This is a genomic window from Acinetobacter kanungonis, assembly GCF_009939195.1.
In the GTDB taxonomy this organism is placed as follows: domain Bacteria; phylum Pseudomonadota; class Gammaproteobacteria; order Pseudomonadales; family Moraxellaceae; genus Acinetobacter; species Acinetobacter kanungonis.
Window position 1 is genome coordinate 47,901 of the sequence record NZ_JAACKC010000005.1, and the last position, 16,852, is coordinate 64,752.

General features: G+C 40.1%; 15 protein-coding genes. 8 read left to right on the forward strand and 7 right to left on the reverse strand.

What is annotated here, in order from left to right; genetic code table 11:
- Window positions 1-392: 392 nt before the first annotated feature.
- From GWK51_RS11090 to GWK51_RS11100, 3 genes are read right to left on the reverse strand one after another with little or no spacing between them, the layout of a single operon-like run.
- Window positions 393-1,010 (reverse strand): OB-fold-containig protein, encoded by a 618-nt coding sequence (locus GWK51_RS11090; protein WP_100240886.1) that lies wholly within the window; start codon window positions 1,008-1,010, stop codon window positions 393-395.
- Window positions 1,011-1,025: 15 nt separating this feature from the next.
- The gene (locus GWK51_RS11095) at window positions 1,026-1,334 is read right to left on the reverse strand and encodes a Rieske (2Fe-2S) protein (RefSeq protein WP_171479181.1); all 309 of its coding nucleotides are present in this window, start codon (window positions 1,332-1,334) and stop codon (window positions 1,026-1,028) included.
- A 14-nt stretch (window positions 1,335-1,348) separates the two neighbouring features.
- Window positions 1,349-2,356, reverse strand: a complete 1,008-nt coding sequence (locus tag GWK51_RS11100; RefSeq protein ID WP_161933750.1) for an adenosine kinase — start codon at window positions 2,354-2,356, stop codon at window positions 1,349-1,351.
- 148 nt (window positions 2,357-2,504) lie between these two features.
- Between GWK51_RS11100 and GWK51_RS11105 the strand changes: the two genes are divergently transcribed.
- The 3 genes from GWK51_RS11105 to GWK51_RS11115 all read left to right on the forward strand — a co-directional run bounded on the left by GWK51_RS11105 (window position 2,505) and on the right by GWK51_RS11115 (window position 7,212).
- Window positions 2,505-2,954, forward strand: coding sequence for a GNAT family N-acetyltransferase (locus tag GWK51_RS11105; RefSeq protein ID WP_100240708.1), 450 nt, complete (start codon window positions 2,505-2,507; stop codon window positions 2,952-2,954).
- 153 nt (window positions 2,955-3,107) lie between these two features.
- Window positions 3,108-6,047 (forward strand): insulinase family protein, encoded by a 2,940-nt coding sequence (locus GWK51_RS11110; protein ID WP_161933751.1) that lies wholly within the window; start codon window positions 3,108-3,110, stop codon window positions 6,045-6,047.
- Window positions 6,048-6,069: 22 nt separating this feature from the next.
- The gene (locus GWK51_RS11115) at window positions 6,070-7,212 is read left to right on the forward strand and encodes a phospholipase A (RefSeq protein WP_161933752.1); all 1,143 of its coding nucleotides are present in this window, start codon (window positions 6,070-6,072) and stop codon (window positions 7,210-7,212) included.
- A 122-nt stretch (window positions 7,213-7,334) separates the two neighbouring features.
- On the opposite strand, the gene GWK51_RS11120 is transcribed toward GWK51_RS11115, so the two are convergent.
- From GWK51_RS11120 to GWK51_RS11130, 3 genes are all read right to left on the reverse strand, one after another.
- Window positions 7,335-8,243, reverse strand: coding sequence for a hypothetical protein (locus GWK51_RS11120; protein ID WP_161933753.1), 909 nt, complete (start codon window positions 8,241-8,243; stop codon window positions 7,335-7,337).
- A gap of 264 nt (window positions 8,244-8,507) precedes the next feature.
- Window positions 8,508-9,848, reverse strand: coding sequence for a TrkH family potassium uptake protein (locus GWK51_RS11125; protein WP_161933754.1), 1,341 nt, complete (start codon window positions 9,846-9,848; stop codon window positions 8,508-8,510).
- Between the two features lies 1 nt (window position 9,849).
- Window positions 9,850-10,500 carry a potassium channel family protein gene (locus GWK51_RS11130; RefSeq protein ID WP_100240713.1) on the reverse strand — a complete coding sequence of 217 codons (651 nt, stop codon included), beginning with the start codon at window positions 10,498-10,500 and terminating at the stop codon, window positions 9,850-9,852.
- A 153-nt stretch (window positions 10,501-10,653) separates the two neighbouring features.
- Between GWK51_RS11130 and GWK51_RS11135 the strand changes: the two genes are divergently transcribed.
- Complete coding sequence (locus tag GWK51_RS11135; protein ID WP_100240714.1) at window positions 10,654-11,196, forward strand: hypothetical protein; 543 nt, start codon at window positions 10,654-10,656, stop codon at window positions 11,194-11,196.
- Between the two features lie 57 nt (window positions 11,197-11,253).
- On the opposite strand, the gene ilvA is transcribed toward GWK51_RS11135, so the two are convergent.
- Window positions 11,254-12,792 carry a threonine ammonia-lyase, biosynthetic gene (gene ilvA, locus GWK51_RS11140; RefSeq protein WP_100240715.1) on the reverse strand — a complete coding sequence of 513 codons (1,539 nt, stop codon included), beginning with the start codon at window positions 12,790-12,792 and terminating at the stop codon, window positions 11,254-11,256.
- A 116-nt stretch (window positions 12,793-12,908) separates the two neighbouring features.
- Here ilvA and rpiA point away from each other — a divergent pair, with 116 nt between their 5' ends.
- The 4 genes from rpiA to argC all read left to right on the forward strand — a co-directional run bounded on the left by rpiA (window position 12,909) and on the right by argC (window position 16,807).
- Window positions 12,909-13,580, forward strand: a complete 672-nt coding sequence (gene rpiA, locus GWK51_RS11145) for a ribose-5-phosphate isomerase RpiA (protein ID WP_100240716.1) — start codon at window positions 12,909-12,911, stop codon at window positions 13,578-13,580.
- Window positions 13,581-13,702: 122 nt separating this feature from the next.
- On the forward strand, window positions 13,703-14,386 hold the full coding sequence (locus GWK51_RS11150; RefSeq protein WP_161933755.1) for a YgjP family zinc-dependent metalloprotease: 684 nt from the start codon (window positions 13,703-13,705) through the stop codon (window positions 14,384-14,386).
- Between the two features lie 145 nt (window positions 14,387-14,531).
- A complete protein-coding gene (locus GWK51_RS11155) occupies window positions 14,532-15,644 on the forward strand; it encodes a GGDEF domain-containing protein (RefSeq protein ID WP_171519177.1) in 1,113 nt (370 codons plus the stop codon).
- Window positions 15,645-15,757: 113 nt separating this feature from the next.
- Window positions 15,758-16,807, forward strand: a complete 1,050-nt coding sequence (gene argC, locus GWK51_RS11160) for an N-acetyl-gamma-glutamyl-phosphate reductase (protein ID WP_161933757.1) — start codon at window positions 15,758-15,760, stop codon at window positions 16,805-16,807.
- Window positions 16,808-16,852 lie beyond the last annotated feature (45 nt).

Consider the following 16,852-nt stretch of genomic DNA (forward strand, 5'->3'; position numbering starts at 1 on the left):
GATTTTTTGATTCTCATGTTATTTATTGTTGATTAATAAATATACACATGATTGATTGAGGTAGGGAAGGCTTATTTGTAAATTTTTATATCACTGCTGAGAAATCAGATGTTGGGAATGTGTTCACACTGCGCAGATGAACAAAATCTAGAAATACGAGGACTTAAATGGGAGATGAATCTTGGAATTGAAGAAAACAAAATTTATTGCAAATAACATTTGAATAGAAAGAAAGATGACGAGTGAGACTGTTCTCAGTCAATCCTGATGTGAATTTATGATCCAGTCTTAAATGTGAGCTGCGCTTTATTTTAAAGTTGTGAGCTAGTGGATTAGCTGCAAGTGTTTAGGGAATTCATCCAATCTAAAGAGACAGCACATATGCTAGTGGATTATTTGTTCATATCGCTAGAGAACAATTGATTCGATTTTGAAATCTTTTTTGCTATGTAGTGCGAGTGCTTGATTCGAATCAGAATAATCTGTGACTGGAATTCAAGTTCACCAAATTCAGGCTCGACTTGTACATAGTGTAATTGACCATATTCATCTCGAACACGTGCTTGTGCAGAGAAACCTGGTCGTGCGTTTCCACTCGAAATTGTTGCCAGTCTACCTAGTAAATTGGCTTGAAGTTGGATTTGTTTAGGTCGAATCACCTGATCCAAACAATGAATCATAAAAACCGTGAAAAAAATTGCAATAATTAGCGCAGGTAAGATCACGTAATATGCAGGCAAGAATTTTTCTTGTTGTGCGAAATAGCTGAACTGGAGGAAGTAGCCAGAAAAGCTAAAATTCATCAGTAAGAAAACGAGGATAAGAATTTTAGAAAACTTAACGCTGAGGAGTGGTGCTTCAGCAATTTTTTGCGGAATGATACGTTTGAAAAACTGACTTGGACGAATCTTTAGAAAATAGCCCACGGTTTCCACCATGCTGAGCAATACAAGGGCAAATAAACTTAAATGAAACGGCATTAAATTTATGTCATGTAATAGCTCAAGCATGGCAAATTCCATCGATTATTCAGGCAGGTAGATTCCGCCATCAGAATGCACAGTTATCTCGACCTTTTCAAGTGATTGACCTTGGCAAGGACCAGAAATACATTCACCTGTTTCCACCTCAAAGAGTGCACCATGGGTAGAGCATTCAATGAATTCTTGATCACGGTCTAAAAACTGATTTTCAAGAAACTCAAGTTCAACTTGTAAATGTGGACAGACATTCTGATAGGCAAAAAAAGCGCCATCACGTTGCGTAATAAAAATCGTATCACCATTTGGCGTTTCAAAAGCACGTGCTTCACGCTCAGGAATGTCTTCGGTCATACAGATTTTATGCATTAGGCACATTCCTTCTTTTGAAAGTTTGCAAGCAATTGCGCATAGTCTTGATTAGCCAAGCGTGGACCAAACTGAGAAACCACTTCACTTGAAATCAAGATGGCTAATTCGGCTGCGGTTTGTAAACTTTGACCTTGATTCAATGCATATAAGAAAGAACCCGCAAATGCATCGCCAGCACCATTGGCATCAACAGCAGTGACTGCGCGACCAGGTACACGAATAGTTTCTTGATCAGATGAAATGACTGCACCTTCAGCACTTAGTGTAATTACAACGTACTGACTGAGTAGCTTTAATTTTGCCAATGCATCTTCAACTATGGTGGTTTCGGTGTACATCATGGCTTCTTGCTGATTACAGAAAAGTAAATCTACACCATCATCTAACAGTTCATTTAAGCCTTCACGCGCGTATTGCACCATGGCTGGATCAGACAGTGTTAATGCAATTTTGACACCATTTGCACGTGCAATTTCACGAGCCTGTTTGACTGCTTGGCGCGCGGTCGCACTAGTAGACAAATAACCTTCAATATAAAGCCACTCAGCAGTTTTCAACGGTTCAAAGTCAATTTGTTCTGCAGAAAGTTCTGCGGTAATGCCTAAATAGGTTTGCATGGTACGTTCTGAGTCAGGGCTAACCAAAACCATACATGTGCCTGTTACACCTTCACTGACCGATTTCGCTGTGGTTTGAATGCCGGCATCATTTAAACCATCGAGGTAGATTTTACCGAGTTCGTCATGACCTACGCGGCAGCCATAAAATGCTGTACCACCGAGAGCACTAAATGCAACCGTGGTATTGGCAGCAGAACCACCTGAAGCTTGACCTTTATACACTTCAGACTGTTGCAGTTGAGCATATAAGTTAGCTTGTTGATCACCATCAGTCAGTTGCATGGTTCCTTTTTGCAGATTGTGTTGCGTAAGAAATTCATCAGAAACTTTAAATTCTTGGTCAATCAGCGCATTACCAATTGCAAAAAGATCAACAGAGCTCATGTCGTTCAGTCACATCTAAAAATAAAACACTAAGTTTACACCAATGCTCAGGATTGCAGAAGTTTTGTGAATAAAATTCAAGATTATGCCTAATTGATTGTGTTTTATTGTTTAATAGGCAAAACCAGTGTTAGGTAACAGATAGAAAATGGAACTCATCATTAAAGAAGCTGAACAATTACCCGCTCAAATTGAGACTTTACTCAAGCTGGCAAATAAAGAAGGAGTAAATGTTGTTCAGCGTCTCATTGACGAATATGCAAGTGGTCAAAATCGGTTTCAAGATGAAGGTGAGTTTTTTTTAATTGCATACGATGGTGATAAGTTAATTGGTTGTGGTGGTTTAAATCAGCAACGCGAAGAAGAAGGGCAAAAAAGTCGCATTGGGCGAGTGCGTCGTTTTTATGTGCATCCCAAATATCGACGTCATGGTGTCGGCAAAGACTTATTGGCTTTTCTGGAAACAAAAGCCAAGCCTAATTTTTCAGCACTTTGCTTACAAACAGATACACGTTTGGCGGCAGATTTCTATCAAAAGCAGAACTATGTTTGGGTTGAAAATAATCCGAGCTATAACTACTTTAAATATTTAATCTAGTTTTCAAATATTTAGCTTAATTTGTGCAATACGCAGTCTATTGCTGTGTGTTGTTTCTGACCTGAATAAAATACTCGGGTTTATACGTGAATTATGGCTCAAACTAAAGCTATAATCATTTCAGTTTTATTTAAAAGATTATTAGGAGCGCACATGACTGTAGATGTCACTGAAACCCTTTCTCAAACAGTACATCCAGCGTTTCAGTTGATTCGTCAACACCATGTTGAAGCCTTAGATATTTTAGTGACTGAGTATCAGCATAAAGTGACTGGTGCCATCCACTATCATCTTGCAACCAATCATGATGAAAATGTGTTTTTGGTGGCTTTCCGTACCCAGCCCATGGACTCAAAAGGCGAAGCGCATATTTTAGAGCACACGGCATTATGTGGTTCTGAAAAATTCCCCGTGCGTGATCCGTTCTTCTTAATGATCCGTCGTTCATTAAATACCTTTATGAATGCGTTTACTGCGGCAGACTGGACGGCATATCCATTTGCAACGCAGAACAAGAAAGATTTCCAAAACTTGCTTGAAGTGTATTTAGATGCCGCATTTGCAGCCAATCTGAATCCATTAGATTTTGCTCAAGAAGGTATTCGTATTGAGCTTGAAAATGATGTCCCTGTATATAAAGGTGTAGTCTTCAATGAAATGAAAGGTGCAATGAGTTCACCTTCAGACCAGCTTTATCATCAACTGGCGCATCATTTGTTCCCAAAGACGACCTACCACTACAATTCAGGTGGTGATCCGAAGGATATTCCAGACTTAACTTACGATGAGTTAGTCGATTTCTATAAATCACATTACCATCCAAGTAATGCGGTATTTATGACGTTTGGTAGTCAATCTGCATTTGAATTACAAGAACAGTTTGAAAGTTTAGCATTATCTAAATTTGGTAAGGGCGAAACTTTATATTCTAAACCTGAACATCGTTTAGCTGAGCCAGTGACTGTGACCGAGTCTTATGCAGTCGATGCAGAAGATTTGAAAGATAAGACCTATCACATTATTTCTTGGTTATTGCCACAAGCCAGTGATATCAAACTGCGTTTAGGTATGCGTTTGGTTGAAGGTGTCTTACTTGAGAACTCAGCATCTCCTTTACGTCACTATTTAGAAACTTGTGGTTATGCACAATCGACGGGTCCAATTATGGGTGTGGATGATTCTAACTTTGAAATGACGTTCTTTTGCGGTGTGCAGGGTTCAAATCCTGAACATGCAGAAACTTTCAAACAAGGTGTATTTAAAGTTCTTCAAGATGTAGCCTCTAAACCAATTGATTCAGCTTTGGTTGATGCAATTTTGCATCAAATTGAATTGCATCAGCGTGAAATCAATGGTGATGGTATGCCGTATGGTTTAAGTCTGATTTTGAATGGCTTAAGTAGTGCAATTCACCATAGTGACCCAATCCATGTCTGGGATGTAGACACCGCGATGGAGCAAGTCAAAGAAGAATTGCAAGACCCGATGTGGCTTTCAAATCTGATTCAAGAGCATTTGATTGATAATCCACATCGTGTGCAAATGACCTTGGTGCCTGATGCAACCAAATCTGCAAAAGAAACACAAGCAGAAAAAGATCGTTTGGCTGCGATTGGCGAGCAATTAACTGAAGCACAAAAAGCTGAAATTATTGCGCAAACCGAAGCATTAAAAGTCCGTCAAGATACGCCTGATGATTTGAATCTTTTGCCGAAAGTGGGCTTGGAAGATGTACCTGCTGAATTGCCGATTGTACAAGGACAATTGCGTGAAATTATCAGCAATGGTTTGGATACTCCATTGAATTTGTATCATGCGGGTACCAACGGCATTTACTATCAACAAGTCTTGATTCAAATTCCGGATGAAATTGTACAATCACCGTACTTCAACTTATTGTCTATCTTGCTTGGTGAAGTGGGTGCAGGTGAGTACGATTATTTAGAACTGCAACAATTACAAACTGCTGTGAGCGGTGGTTTGGGCATGGGTGCATCACTACGTTCTAAAGTGGATGACAAACAGAAGATCAGTGCTTGGTTGACATTAACCACAAAATCTTTGGTGCATAACTTAGAAGCCATTCGCTTGCTTAAGATCGCTTTTGAACAACTACGTTTTGACGAAAAAGACCGTATTGTTGAGTTGCTACAACAGCGTAAAACACGTTGGCAGTCGCGCTTGTCTGGTTCAGGACATAGTTATGCTATGCAGATCGCATCGCGTCAGCACAGTGCTTTAGCGTTGCGTGACTATAACAACACAGGTTTGGGTGCACTGAACTGGTTGGGTGAGCTAGTATCAAAAATTGAATCGAATGAAGATGCTTATAACCATCTGATTGCTGAGTTGCAGTTGATTCATCGCAAGTTGTTACAGGCACCGAAGCAATTCTTGTTGGTGTGTGAAGAGCATCAAACTGATCGTCTGTTAGAAGAGATTCAAACAGTATGGGACAAGCTTGCTGTGGATAAAACCCGACAAACACTTACGCTTGTCACCCCAGAAGTGAAGTCTCAAGATCAGGCATGGTTGATTCAAGCCAATGTACAATTCTGTGCATCTGCTTATCCTGCGGTGGATGTTGCGCATGCCGATGCTGCACCGCTGATGGTATTGGCTGCGTATTTACGTAATGGTTTCTTGCATAGTGCGATCCGTGAAAAAGGTGGTGCTTATGGTGGTGGCGCAAGTTATGACGGTAATGCTTGTTCGTTCCGTTTCTATAGTTACCGTGACCCACGCTTAGCAGAAACGTTTAATGATTTTGAAGCCAGTGTGACATGGTTATTAAATGCTGAACAGCAACCCCACCAGTTGGAAGAAGCGATTTTAGGTCTCATTGCCTCAATGGATAAGCCTGGTTCGCCAGCAGGTGAAGCAATTACCGGATGTTATGCATTGTTACATGCACGTACGCCAGCATTCCGCAAGCAATTGCGTGAACGTTTACTTGCTGTAACGCTGGAAGATTTAAAACGCGTTGCGGAACAGTATTTGCTTAATCAAACTGCCAATAAAGCTGTAGTTGCACCAATGGCGAAAAAAGAAGAGTTGTCGGCATTGGGCTTCGAGATTTATCAAGTGAATTAATACAATAAGAAAAGAGGTGTCTATGGCGTTCAAAGCATTTGAACGTAGTGTGCTGTCGCTGAGCATGGTTTTGCTCGGCTCGGCATTTACTGCTGCACATGCACAAGATCCAGCGGCTCAAATATCGCCTGCTAGTCCTGAAGCATGTGTCGCTTTAGAATCCAATGCTGATCGTTTGGCTTGTTATGATGCTTTGTTTAAAGTACCCGCAACCGAAGTGAAACCAGCAGTAGCAGAGCCTGTTTTAGTGAAGCAGGCTGAGTCTAAACCTGTTGAAGCCAAAGAGACTGAAAAAGAAGGCAGTAGTTTTAGTAATCTGTTTGCTTTGGAAGGTCTAAAGATTGATCCAAACCAATCTTTACTGGATAAGCGCTGGGAGCTGTCACCAGACAGTAAGCTGGGGACTTGGAATATACGGGCCTATAAGCCTGTATATTTATTACCTGTGTTTTGGTCAAGTAAGAAAAATGAATTTCCTGAAAGTCCAAATGTGAAAAATACGGTAACGGAAGACCAGAACTTAAAGTCTACTGAAGCGAAGTTCCAGATCTCTCTGAAAACCAAAGCGGTTGAAAATTTATTTGGTGACAATGGTGATGTATGGTTGGGCTATACCCAATCATCACGCTGGCAAGTCTATAACGAAGATGAGTCTCGCCCATTTCGTGAAACCAACTACGAGCCAGAAGCCAGTCTCATGTTCCGCACCAATTATGAGCTGTTCGGGTTAAGTGGGCGTTTACTGGGGATTACCTTAAATCACCAATCCAATGGTCGTTCAGATCCGTTGTCGCGGAGTTGGAACAGAGCAATTCTAAATGTGGGCTTCGAACGCGAAAATTTTGCCTTGATGATTCGTCCTTGGTATCGTTTTGATGAAGATGCGAAAGATGATAACAACCCCGACATTAAAGATTATGTGGGGCGTGGGGACATTACGGCGTTCTATCGCAAGAACGATCATGATTTCTCTTTAATGCTACGTCACTCTTTAAAAGGTGGGGATGATTCGCATGGCGCTGTTCAGTTCGATTGGTCTTTCCCTATTCGAGGTAAATTGCGTGGGCAGTTCCAATTGTTTGATGGATATGGTGAAAGCCTGATTGATTATAATCACCGTGCAACCTATGTCGGCTTAGGGGTGTCATTACTGAATTGGTATTGATGCTTAGCTGATAAAAAAAGCCTGAAATGCAAATTTCAGGCTTTTTTATATGGAGATATTACGGTGTATCTATGCTTTGCATTAAAGCTTGATCAGGGGGCAAAATAAGGCCCTAAAAATGCTTATTTTGCGCTACTACAAATACCTGTATGATCTAAATAATCTTTTCCTATGTTATACCATTGATTTTCTTGTACATGGTTGGGATCTTTTATTTCAATGAATTCGGTCACTAAGATTGGATTCGTATTCGGTTTGAATTCAAAATCATCTGCATAATATCTTTGCGCAATATTCGCCACTTTTTGTTCTTTGCAATTGATCAGGACTTCATTGACCACTGAAGTGGCTGCTTTTCCCTCAATAGAAAATTCATCATAGCGTTTCATGCGCACAGGAAAGGGCTGATCTAGACTGGCGTGCTTGAGATCTTCTTTGTTGATGTAGTTTGGCATTACTCTTTCATCAGGAGTGGTTAGTTTCCAATCCTTTTGTGTGTCATTTTTAGGTGGATTAAATGCTTTAAAGTCAGGTGCTTTAGCACAATATTGTTCAGCAGCGTAGGAACCTTTTAAAAACATATTCCATTTAGATGCATCCACCGCTTTATTTAAATCAACCAATACTTCAGTATGTTGTCTCGCTTTGCCAGTGTCATCATGATCTTGAGTTTCTTCATAGACACGAGCGAATTTGAGATTGGCACAATCAAGCAGTAAGACTTGAGTAAAGATCGTATCTTCCGCTTTGCCAGAAGCACCTATTGCCGTAACAATGCTTTTTTCTCTGACCAAAAATGGCGTATTAAATTGAAGTGACTTGAGGTTCTGCTCATCGACAAATCGTTGCGTTGCAATCAGTGTAGGTTGATTAGGATCCGCACCGTCTCGATCTGCTCTCCAGTGGTCGGCTAATTGCCACTTTGGCTGTTGATTTAGAAGTGTGTCTAATTGAGAGTCATTTTTTTTACTGGCACAAGCCGAAAATATAAGGGTTGAAGCGGTCAGGATACATAATGTTTGTTTTTTCATTCTCAGGCTTCTAAATTGGGATATAGGATTATAAATGTTTTCTAATTAACTTGGCGCATTTGTAATTTAAGAATCTAATGGCACGGGTTTATGGATGTTATTCATTTCAAGTAAAAGGCACTATCTATTGTTTTTAAAAAATATAGTAAACAATTACAGAAATTTAAACGTGCCCGCTTGACTACTTTGAACATATATAAAGAACCCAATGACTTCAAGTGAAAAGTGGCATCATTTTCACCTGAAGTTTTTATACTTTTCGAGTTATCCAATCTGAATGTCGGTAGGTGGGTGTTTTAAGCGTGTTTTCTTTGGCGTTGCAATCATATAAGCGAGTGTGAGGGGGCCGAGTCGACCCGCGAACATCAGTAACATTAAGGCGACCTGACTAGCAGGTTGCAACTCTGAGGTAATGCCACGCGAGAGTCCGACGGTACACGCTGCCGATACCGCTTCAAAAAGTAAGTCTAGAAAATGATGTTTAGGTTCTAATAACAGCAAAGTTAAAAACCCGATAAACACCAACATGGCTGTAATCGAAACCACAGCCATAGCTTTAAACGAAGTATTTTGCGGAATAGAAAAATTGAAAATACGGATTTCATCAGCACGGCGTAAAAAGCTAATCACACTCAACGTTACCACAATAAAGGTACCGACTTTAATGCCACCTGCGGTACTCAAAGAGCCACCACCAATAAACATAAGTACCATAGTGAACAGTGTTGAAGCATCTGTCATGCTGCCTACATTTAGGCTGTTAAAACCCGATGAGCGCGGAACGGTTGCATGGAACCAAGCATTGACCGCCTGATCGGTGATACTCATGGGAGCTAAAGTGAGTGGATTATTCGCCTCTAACAGCCAGATGGCGACAAATGCAATCAGATTGAGTCCTGCAATGGTCAGCAGAATCAATTTGCTGTTTGGGCTGAGTTTTTTCCAGCTTTTATGCCGTTTGATGTCCATCAGGACCAAGAAGCCTATCCCACCAATGATATACAGTAGACTGATGGTGAAGGTAATAAAGTAATGGCTGGAGAAGTCCATTAGACTGTTTGGGAATAATGAAAATCCACCATTGTTAAATGCTGAAACACTGTAAAAAGCAGCATAAAAGAAGGCTTTTAAGAAGTCGTATTCTTGCATCCAGGCAATGGTCAAAATGAATGTGCCAATCGCTTCAAAAAATAAAGAATATAAGAACACAGCTTTGATGGTATGTGAAACTTTAGACAAACTGGTTTGCCCAATGGTTTCTTGTGCCATGATCTGATGTTTTAATCCAATTTTAGCTGAAAGACTCATCACCGCTAAAATTGCAAAGGTCATAAAACCCAAGCCACCGCTTTGTAGTAAAAGCATGATGACAATTTTGCCGAAGACCGTATAAGCCTCGCCGACATTCACCACTGAAAGCCCTGTAATGGTCACGGCAGATGTTGCGGTGAACAGTGCATGTATCCACGGTAAATCCCCATGATGTGAAATAGGTAATTTCAGCAGCAAGGTGCCAATCACAATAAAGCTGAGAAAACCCAAGGCCAATAAACTTGGCGGGCTTAAGTTGACTGTGGTTTTGGGCTTTTTTCTTAATTTTTTCATATTATTTAAAGCGATTTGATAATCTGCGTAATTGCTCGAGATGACCTTCGACCACGATAATATCGCCACGTTGTAAAATTAAGTTTGGATCAACGTGATATAAAACGTCTTTGCCTCGTTTATGTAAAATTAATTTAATTTCAGTGTTGTACTCACTAATGGTTTGTAAACGCACTCCGTGTAAGTTGTCTTTAATTTCAACTTTAACAATGTAGCGGTCATCTTCCAAAGACATATAGCGACTGACCATTGGGTAACTGAGGGATTGTGCAATACGCACGCCCATGTCTTCTTCAGGATGAATAATTTTATTAATGCCCAAATGACTGAGAATCATGTGGTGAGATTCAGACTTGGCTTTGACCCAAATTTTTTCAATGCCTAAATTTTTAAGATGCAAGACACACAGAATACTGGCTTCAATATCTTCACCAATTGCCACCACAACTGCATCACAGTTTTGAATGTTTAATTCATTAAGTACATGTTCATCTGTCGCATCTGCAATCACTGCATGTGTGAGTACATCGGAAATATTTTCCACATACTTTTTATTGCTATCAATGCCAATGACATCGTGTTTTAACTCAACCAGTTCGGTTGCAACGGTTGCACCAAAACTCCCTAAACCAATTACTGCAAATTGAGCCATGCAAGGTCCTTAATTTGTTAGGTGTATTATTATTTACACATTTAAATTTCATAATGTCTAATCATAGCGTTAATTGATACTTGAAATGAAGTTTTGCGGCATTGACTGTACATTTAGTAAAAGCAAAATGAATAAAACAATAAGGATTTTGAGATGAATGAGAAGAAAATTTATAAACAGTTAAAGAAATGGTTTCCACAACTTAAGGAGAATCCATTACCGAAAAAGAAGCATCGCGCCAGAGCAGAATATTTTTTAACGTGGTTGAATACGGTAGAAAGTGATGAGCAATTTGAATGTTTGATTGCTTTAAATATTCACCAATATTTGGAAAATGGTTTAAGCGGGCATCCGATTTTTCAACACATGACCACTGAAATTGAGATGGTACAGGCGCAAATCCAGATGCGTGCAGATCCGATTCTTAAGCACTATGAGCAGTTTGAGCACGTGATCGGGCGGTTTTATAAGGTGCAGGATCAAATTTTAGAAATCATTTTGGATGAAATTTATAAATTTTTAAAAACACAGAATTACGCTTTGTTATTGCTTTGGGGAAAAGATCATTATTGGTTGGCGGTGCCGAATCAACCCAAAAAAATTGAAGCATTCTGCGAGCAGTTTAATCAGCAGTTTGATGAAGCGGGTTTGAAAGTCGAAAAATATCAGCCTTCTGAAATGTCTTGGGCAATTTAAAATAAGCTGAAATAAAAAACAGAGCCATAAAGACTCTGTTTAATGGATACTATGGACTTATTTCAAGAAGCGTTGGTAGCCGAGGTTGTTGGTAATTTCGACATATGGATAGGTAATACTTTCTAAAGTCTCAATTAAACCATCAGGATTTTGTTTGGCATCGCTGGCTTCTAGACCGACCAAGACACGACCTTCTGCTGCACCGTGGTTACGGTAATGGAATAAGGTAATGTTATGCGTAGGGCCTAAGCGCTCAAGGAAGGTGAGTAATGCACCTGGACGTTCTGGAAACTCGACTCGGAAAAGACGTTCATTTTCCAAGTCCGCATGACCGCCGACCAAATAGCGAATGTGGAGTTTTGCCACTTCATCATCAGACAAGTCATCAACATCGTATTGCGCTTTTAAAAGCTCATGAATGTCGTGACGTTCTTTTTCACCACTTTTCAAACTAATGCCGACGAAGACTTGAGCAGCTGAGGCATTGCTGGCACGGTAGTTAAACTCAGTAATGTTACGACCTTGCAATGCGCGGCAGAACTTAAGGAATGAACCTTTTTCTTCTGGAATAGTGACCGCAAAAATGGCTTCTTTACGTTCACCCAGCTCTGTACGTTCAGCAATATAACGTAAACGGTCAAAGTTCATGTTTGCACCACAAACAATTGAAACCATGTTTTTACCGTGAATATTGTGTTCTTCAACGTATTTTTTAATGCCTGCCAAAGCCATTGCACCTGATGGTTCTACAATGCTACGGCATTCATCATAGGTATCTTTAATTGCAGCGCAGATTTCGTCAGTATTCACCAGCACCACATCGCGTTCAACGATGGGTCCAGAGTTATCTGATTTTTGCAGTTGCAGCACTTCAAACGGTTTTTCACCAATTTGTGCTACAGCAGTACCATCAGCGAATAGACCTACAGAAGGCAGAATTACACGTTCATTGGCTTCAAATGCCGCTTTTAAGCAAGCCGATTCATCATATTCCACAGGAATAATTTTAACATGCGGGGCAACATCACCGAGGTAAGCGGCAATACCAGCAATTAAACCACCACCACCAACGGCAACGAACACATATTCGACATCACGCCATTGACGTAAAATTTCATTGGCAATGGTGCCTTGACCTGCCATCACCAATTCGTCGTCATATGGGGGAATGAATGCCATGTCTTCATCTTTGGCGCGTTGAATTGCATATTTATTGGCAACATCAAATGAGTCGCCGTGTAATACAACTTCACCACCTAAGCGTTTTACTGCCTGTACCTTAATATCAGGTGTGGTTTTTGGCATGACAATAATGGCGCGAATACCTAACTTTTGACCAGATAAAGCCACGCCCTGAGCATGGTTACCTGCTGAAGCAGTAATAACGCCACGTTCCAACTGAGATTTCGGTAATTGACTAATACGGTTATAGGCACCGCGTAGTTTGAAAGAAAAGACCGGTTGTAAGTCTTCGCGTTTAAAGCGAATGTTGTTGTTTAGCCTTTCACTAATTCGTGGCGCTGCTTCGAGTGGGGTTTCGATTGCAACGTCATACACCGTTGCTTGTAAAATTTGTCGAACCAAACGAGACAGCATGTTAATTTTCCATCTAACAGTTTAAAATAGGGGCTCATTGTAACAAACCCCTGCACATTTGCGTTTTAAAATTATGCGAAATGTGCAAAGAATCTGAAATTTAATAGAGAGAAGTCATGAGCCTTTATGCAACCCAGGACGAGAAAAAACAAGCAGCAGCTAAAGCTGCTTTAAAACACTTACCGAAAGGGGGCATTTTAGGGGTAGGTACAGGTAGTACCGTTAATTTTTTAATTGAACTTTTACCAGAACTTCAACTTGAAGCAGCGGTAGCAAGTTCTGAAGCAACAGCAGAGCGTTTAAAGAAACTTGGCATTGAAGTGGTTGATATGAACCATGTTGGTGGTTTAGACGCTTATGTGGATGGTGCTGACGAAATTGATCGTCACATGCACATGATTAAGGGTGGTGGTGCTGCACTGACGCGTGAAAAAATTGTTGCATCTATTGCGAAGAAATTTGTGTGCATCGTGGATGATTCGAAATGGGTTGAGCAATTGGGTCGTGAATTTCCATTACCTGTAGAAGTGATTCCAATGGCGCGTTCTGCTGTAGCACGTAAAATTGTGAGTTTGGGCGGCGATCCTGTGTATCGTGAAGGCGTGGTCACGGATAACGGCAATGTGATTTTGGATGTTTATAACTTGAATATCTTGAATGCACTTGAATTAGAAAAAACCATCAATAACATTCCAGGTGTGGTGTGTAATGGTATTTTTGCATTAAACAAGGCAGATATTGCTGTAGTCGCTACTGACAACGGTATTGAAGAACGTACTGCAATTTAATTCATTACATTAAACCTCCCTAAATCCCTTTTTTTAGCGGGAGCTTCATCTGATTTGATGTCTGATGATTTTCCCTCCTTTCAAAAAGGAGGGTTGGGGAGGATTCAAAACACAATAAAAATATGACACAGACCACACTTCCTGAAATTCAAATCACCCATCATGCACGTGCAACACGTTTACGATTACGTGTAGAACCCACTCAAATTCGCTTAACGGTGCCAAAGTTCTGCACCAAAAAACAGATTCAGACCTTTTTGCAACAATCTGAACAATGGATGATTGAAACTTGGCAGAAACAGCAGAAAAAATCAGGACAGCTTGATCGTAGTCTGCCGACACAATTAAACCTGTTTAATCGAGAACTTCCTTTACAAGTCATTTATAAAACACAAAAGCATTCTTTTATTTTGGATGAACAAAATCATCAGCTGTTGATTAGTGATCGTCAGCCTGAAAGCTATTTAAAAGCCTTTGTGATTGCTTATGCAAAGCATTATTTGCCGATTTATTTAAAACAAATTGCGCTAGAGACGGATTTAAAGTTTGGTGATTGTTCTATTCGTCAGCCTAAAACCCGTTGGGGTAGTTGTAGTGCAAAGCACGACATTATGTTGAATAGTGGTTTGGCATTATTTCCACTGGAGATTGTACGTTATGTGTGTATCCATGAATTAGCGCATACCGTATATTTTGATCATAGTCCGTATTTCTGGGCTAAAGTTGCTGAACATGATGCAAATTTTAAACAGCATCGTCACACCTTAAAAAATACGCCCTTACAATTTTGGTGGTTCTCTTCTTAAAATAATAAGACCGAATATTGCGAGTTTGAGTTTGTCGGTAAATGTTCTAAACTGCACTTACTTTTAGTGCAGACTTTTTGTATTGGCTGTGAGCTTCTCGTATACCCATTACTTTATATTAATTGTGCCAGCTTGCCTAATTTTAATGGGGAGCTTGTTTTTAATATGCCATTACTTTTATCAGGCTCCAAAATACTTGTTTTGGATGGGCTTGGGTTATGTTGTGCCTTCATTTTCAGTTGCTGCACAAAGTTTTATGCCTAATGTAGAGTTGGCATTGTATGCTCCAGTGATAGGGGCCATGTACTTTTTTGGTGCTTGGGCAAGTGCTTATGCGATGGGGTTAAGGAAAAAAGCAAATGCGTATTCTTATTACTGCTTAGGTTTAATAACGACTGCATTATTGTTATTAAGCTATTTCTCTTATGTGGATAATGAATTATGGATCAGAATGTTGATTCTTAATCTCACGATTGCCACGGTAGAAGCACTGGTTTTATTCTCTATATTTAAACAATATCAACAGGTAGATTTACTGAATAAGATCGTCGATTTTTCTTATTTATTTATCGTACTTTATACTTTTGCGCGCGGCTTTATTATTTACTTCTTCTTAGGAGATATTGAAGCAGAGATGCTGGTTACCTCGGTGTGGTGGCTAATAATGCTGGCTGCAAGTATTTTCCTGAGTATGTGGTTTGCAATGGTGCTGCTAGGAACTTTGGTGCGAGATATTATTCATCAATTGAATGATGAGCGATTAAAAGATCCATTGACACAATTGTTGAACCGCCGTGGTTTTTATGAAAGGGCAAAATTCAAACTCTCACAAATAACTCAGTCTTCTTATTGTCTGTTGATGTGTGATATCGATCATTTTAAAGGTATTAATGACCAGTATGGACATCTGTTAGGCGATCAAATTTTAAAACAAGTCAGTCAAATTATTCGTGAGAATGTCAGACAGCACGACCTCGTAGGACGCTTTGGTGGTGAAGAGTTTATTCTGTTGTTGCAGGTTAAGAGTGAGCAGCAAGCCTATGATGTTGCTGAACGGATTCGATCATGTATTGAAACGTGCCAGTCGTTTGAGGTAAACACGTCAGTTACCGCCAGTTTCGGTCTAGTACAGGTCGATGGAGAGGATTTTATGCAGGCGATTGAAGTAGCAGATCAATTACTATATTCCGCCAAGCGCTCTGGTCGAAATCGTATTGGTTGGAATTATCAAAATTTAAATATTCCTGCTTTGCATTAATGATTGAACAACACGAAAACATATAAATTCCAAGTAAAACAGTTTAGAAAGCACTAACTTCCTGTCATACTACGCAGTTACAAAATTCATGCTTTTGAATAGGGGTAAAGCACGTGATCTCAGTAGGTATTGTTGGTGGAACAGGTTATACAGGTGTTGAATTGTTGCGCCTATTACTTCGACATCCAAATGTACAAGTAAATGTACTGACTTCACGTACTGAAGATGGCCGCCGTGTAGATGATATGTTCCCGAGCTTACGCGGTCATACCGATCTTAAATATTCAGATTTGAATATTGAACAATTAAAACAGTGTGATGTTGTATTTTTTGCTACGCCACACGGTGTTGCCATGAAACATGCTGAAGAATTGGTGGCTGCAAATACCAAAGTCATTGATTTGGCAGCCGACTTCCGTTTACAAAATTTAGTGCAATTCGAAAAATGGTATGGCATGCAACATGCTTGTCCTGAATTACTCAAAGATTCTGTTTATGGTTTATCCGAATTGAACCGAGACAAAATTAAGCAGGCAAATGTCATTGGTAATCCGGGTTGCTACCCGACCACTGTACAGCTAGGTTTGGCGCCATTATTTAAGCACAGCGACATATTGGTTAAACCTGAGAGCATTATTATTGATGCGAAATCAGGTGTATCTGGCGCAGGTCGTAAGGCGAGTATGGGGATGATCTATACAGAAAATGCCGACAACTTTAAAGCCTATGGTGTGGCAGGACATCGTCACCATCCTGAAATTGTGGAAGCTTTAGAAAACATTTCAGGTCAAACGGGTGTGTTTGATCAGATCTTGTTTGTTCCGCATTTGGTACCCATGATTCGTGGCATGCTCAGTACTATTTATGTGGACTTAACCGATGCGGGCGCTGAGTTCGATTTACAAGCATGGTATGAGCAATTCTATGCCAACGAAAGTTTTGTCGATGTCATGCCTGAAAATAGTTCACCAGAGACTCGCTCAGTGCGTGGCGCGAATCAATTACGTATTGCATTGTATAAACCACAACCGAAAAAACTGGTGGTTCTGGTTGCGCAAGATAACTTGGTCAAAGGTGCTGCGGGTCAAGCTGTACAGAATATGAACTTGATGTTTGGTTTTGATGAGACTGCAGGGCTTGAAGGCATTGGTTTATTGCCTTAAAACATGTTAAAAACCTTCACACACATTTAAATTTAGCTTTAAATG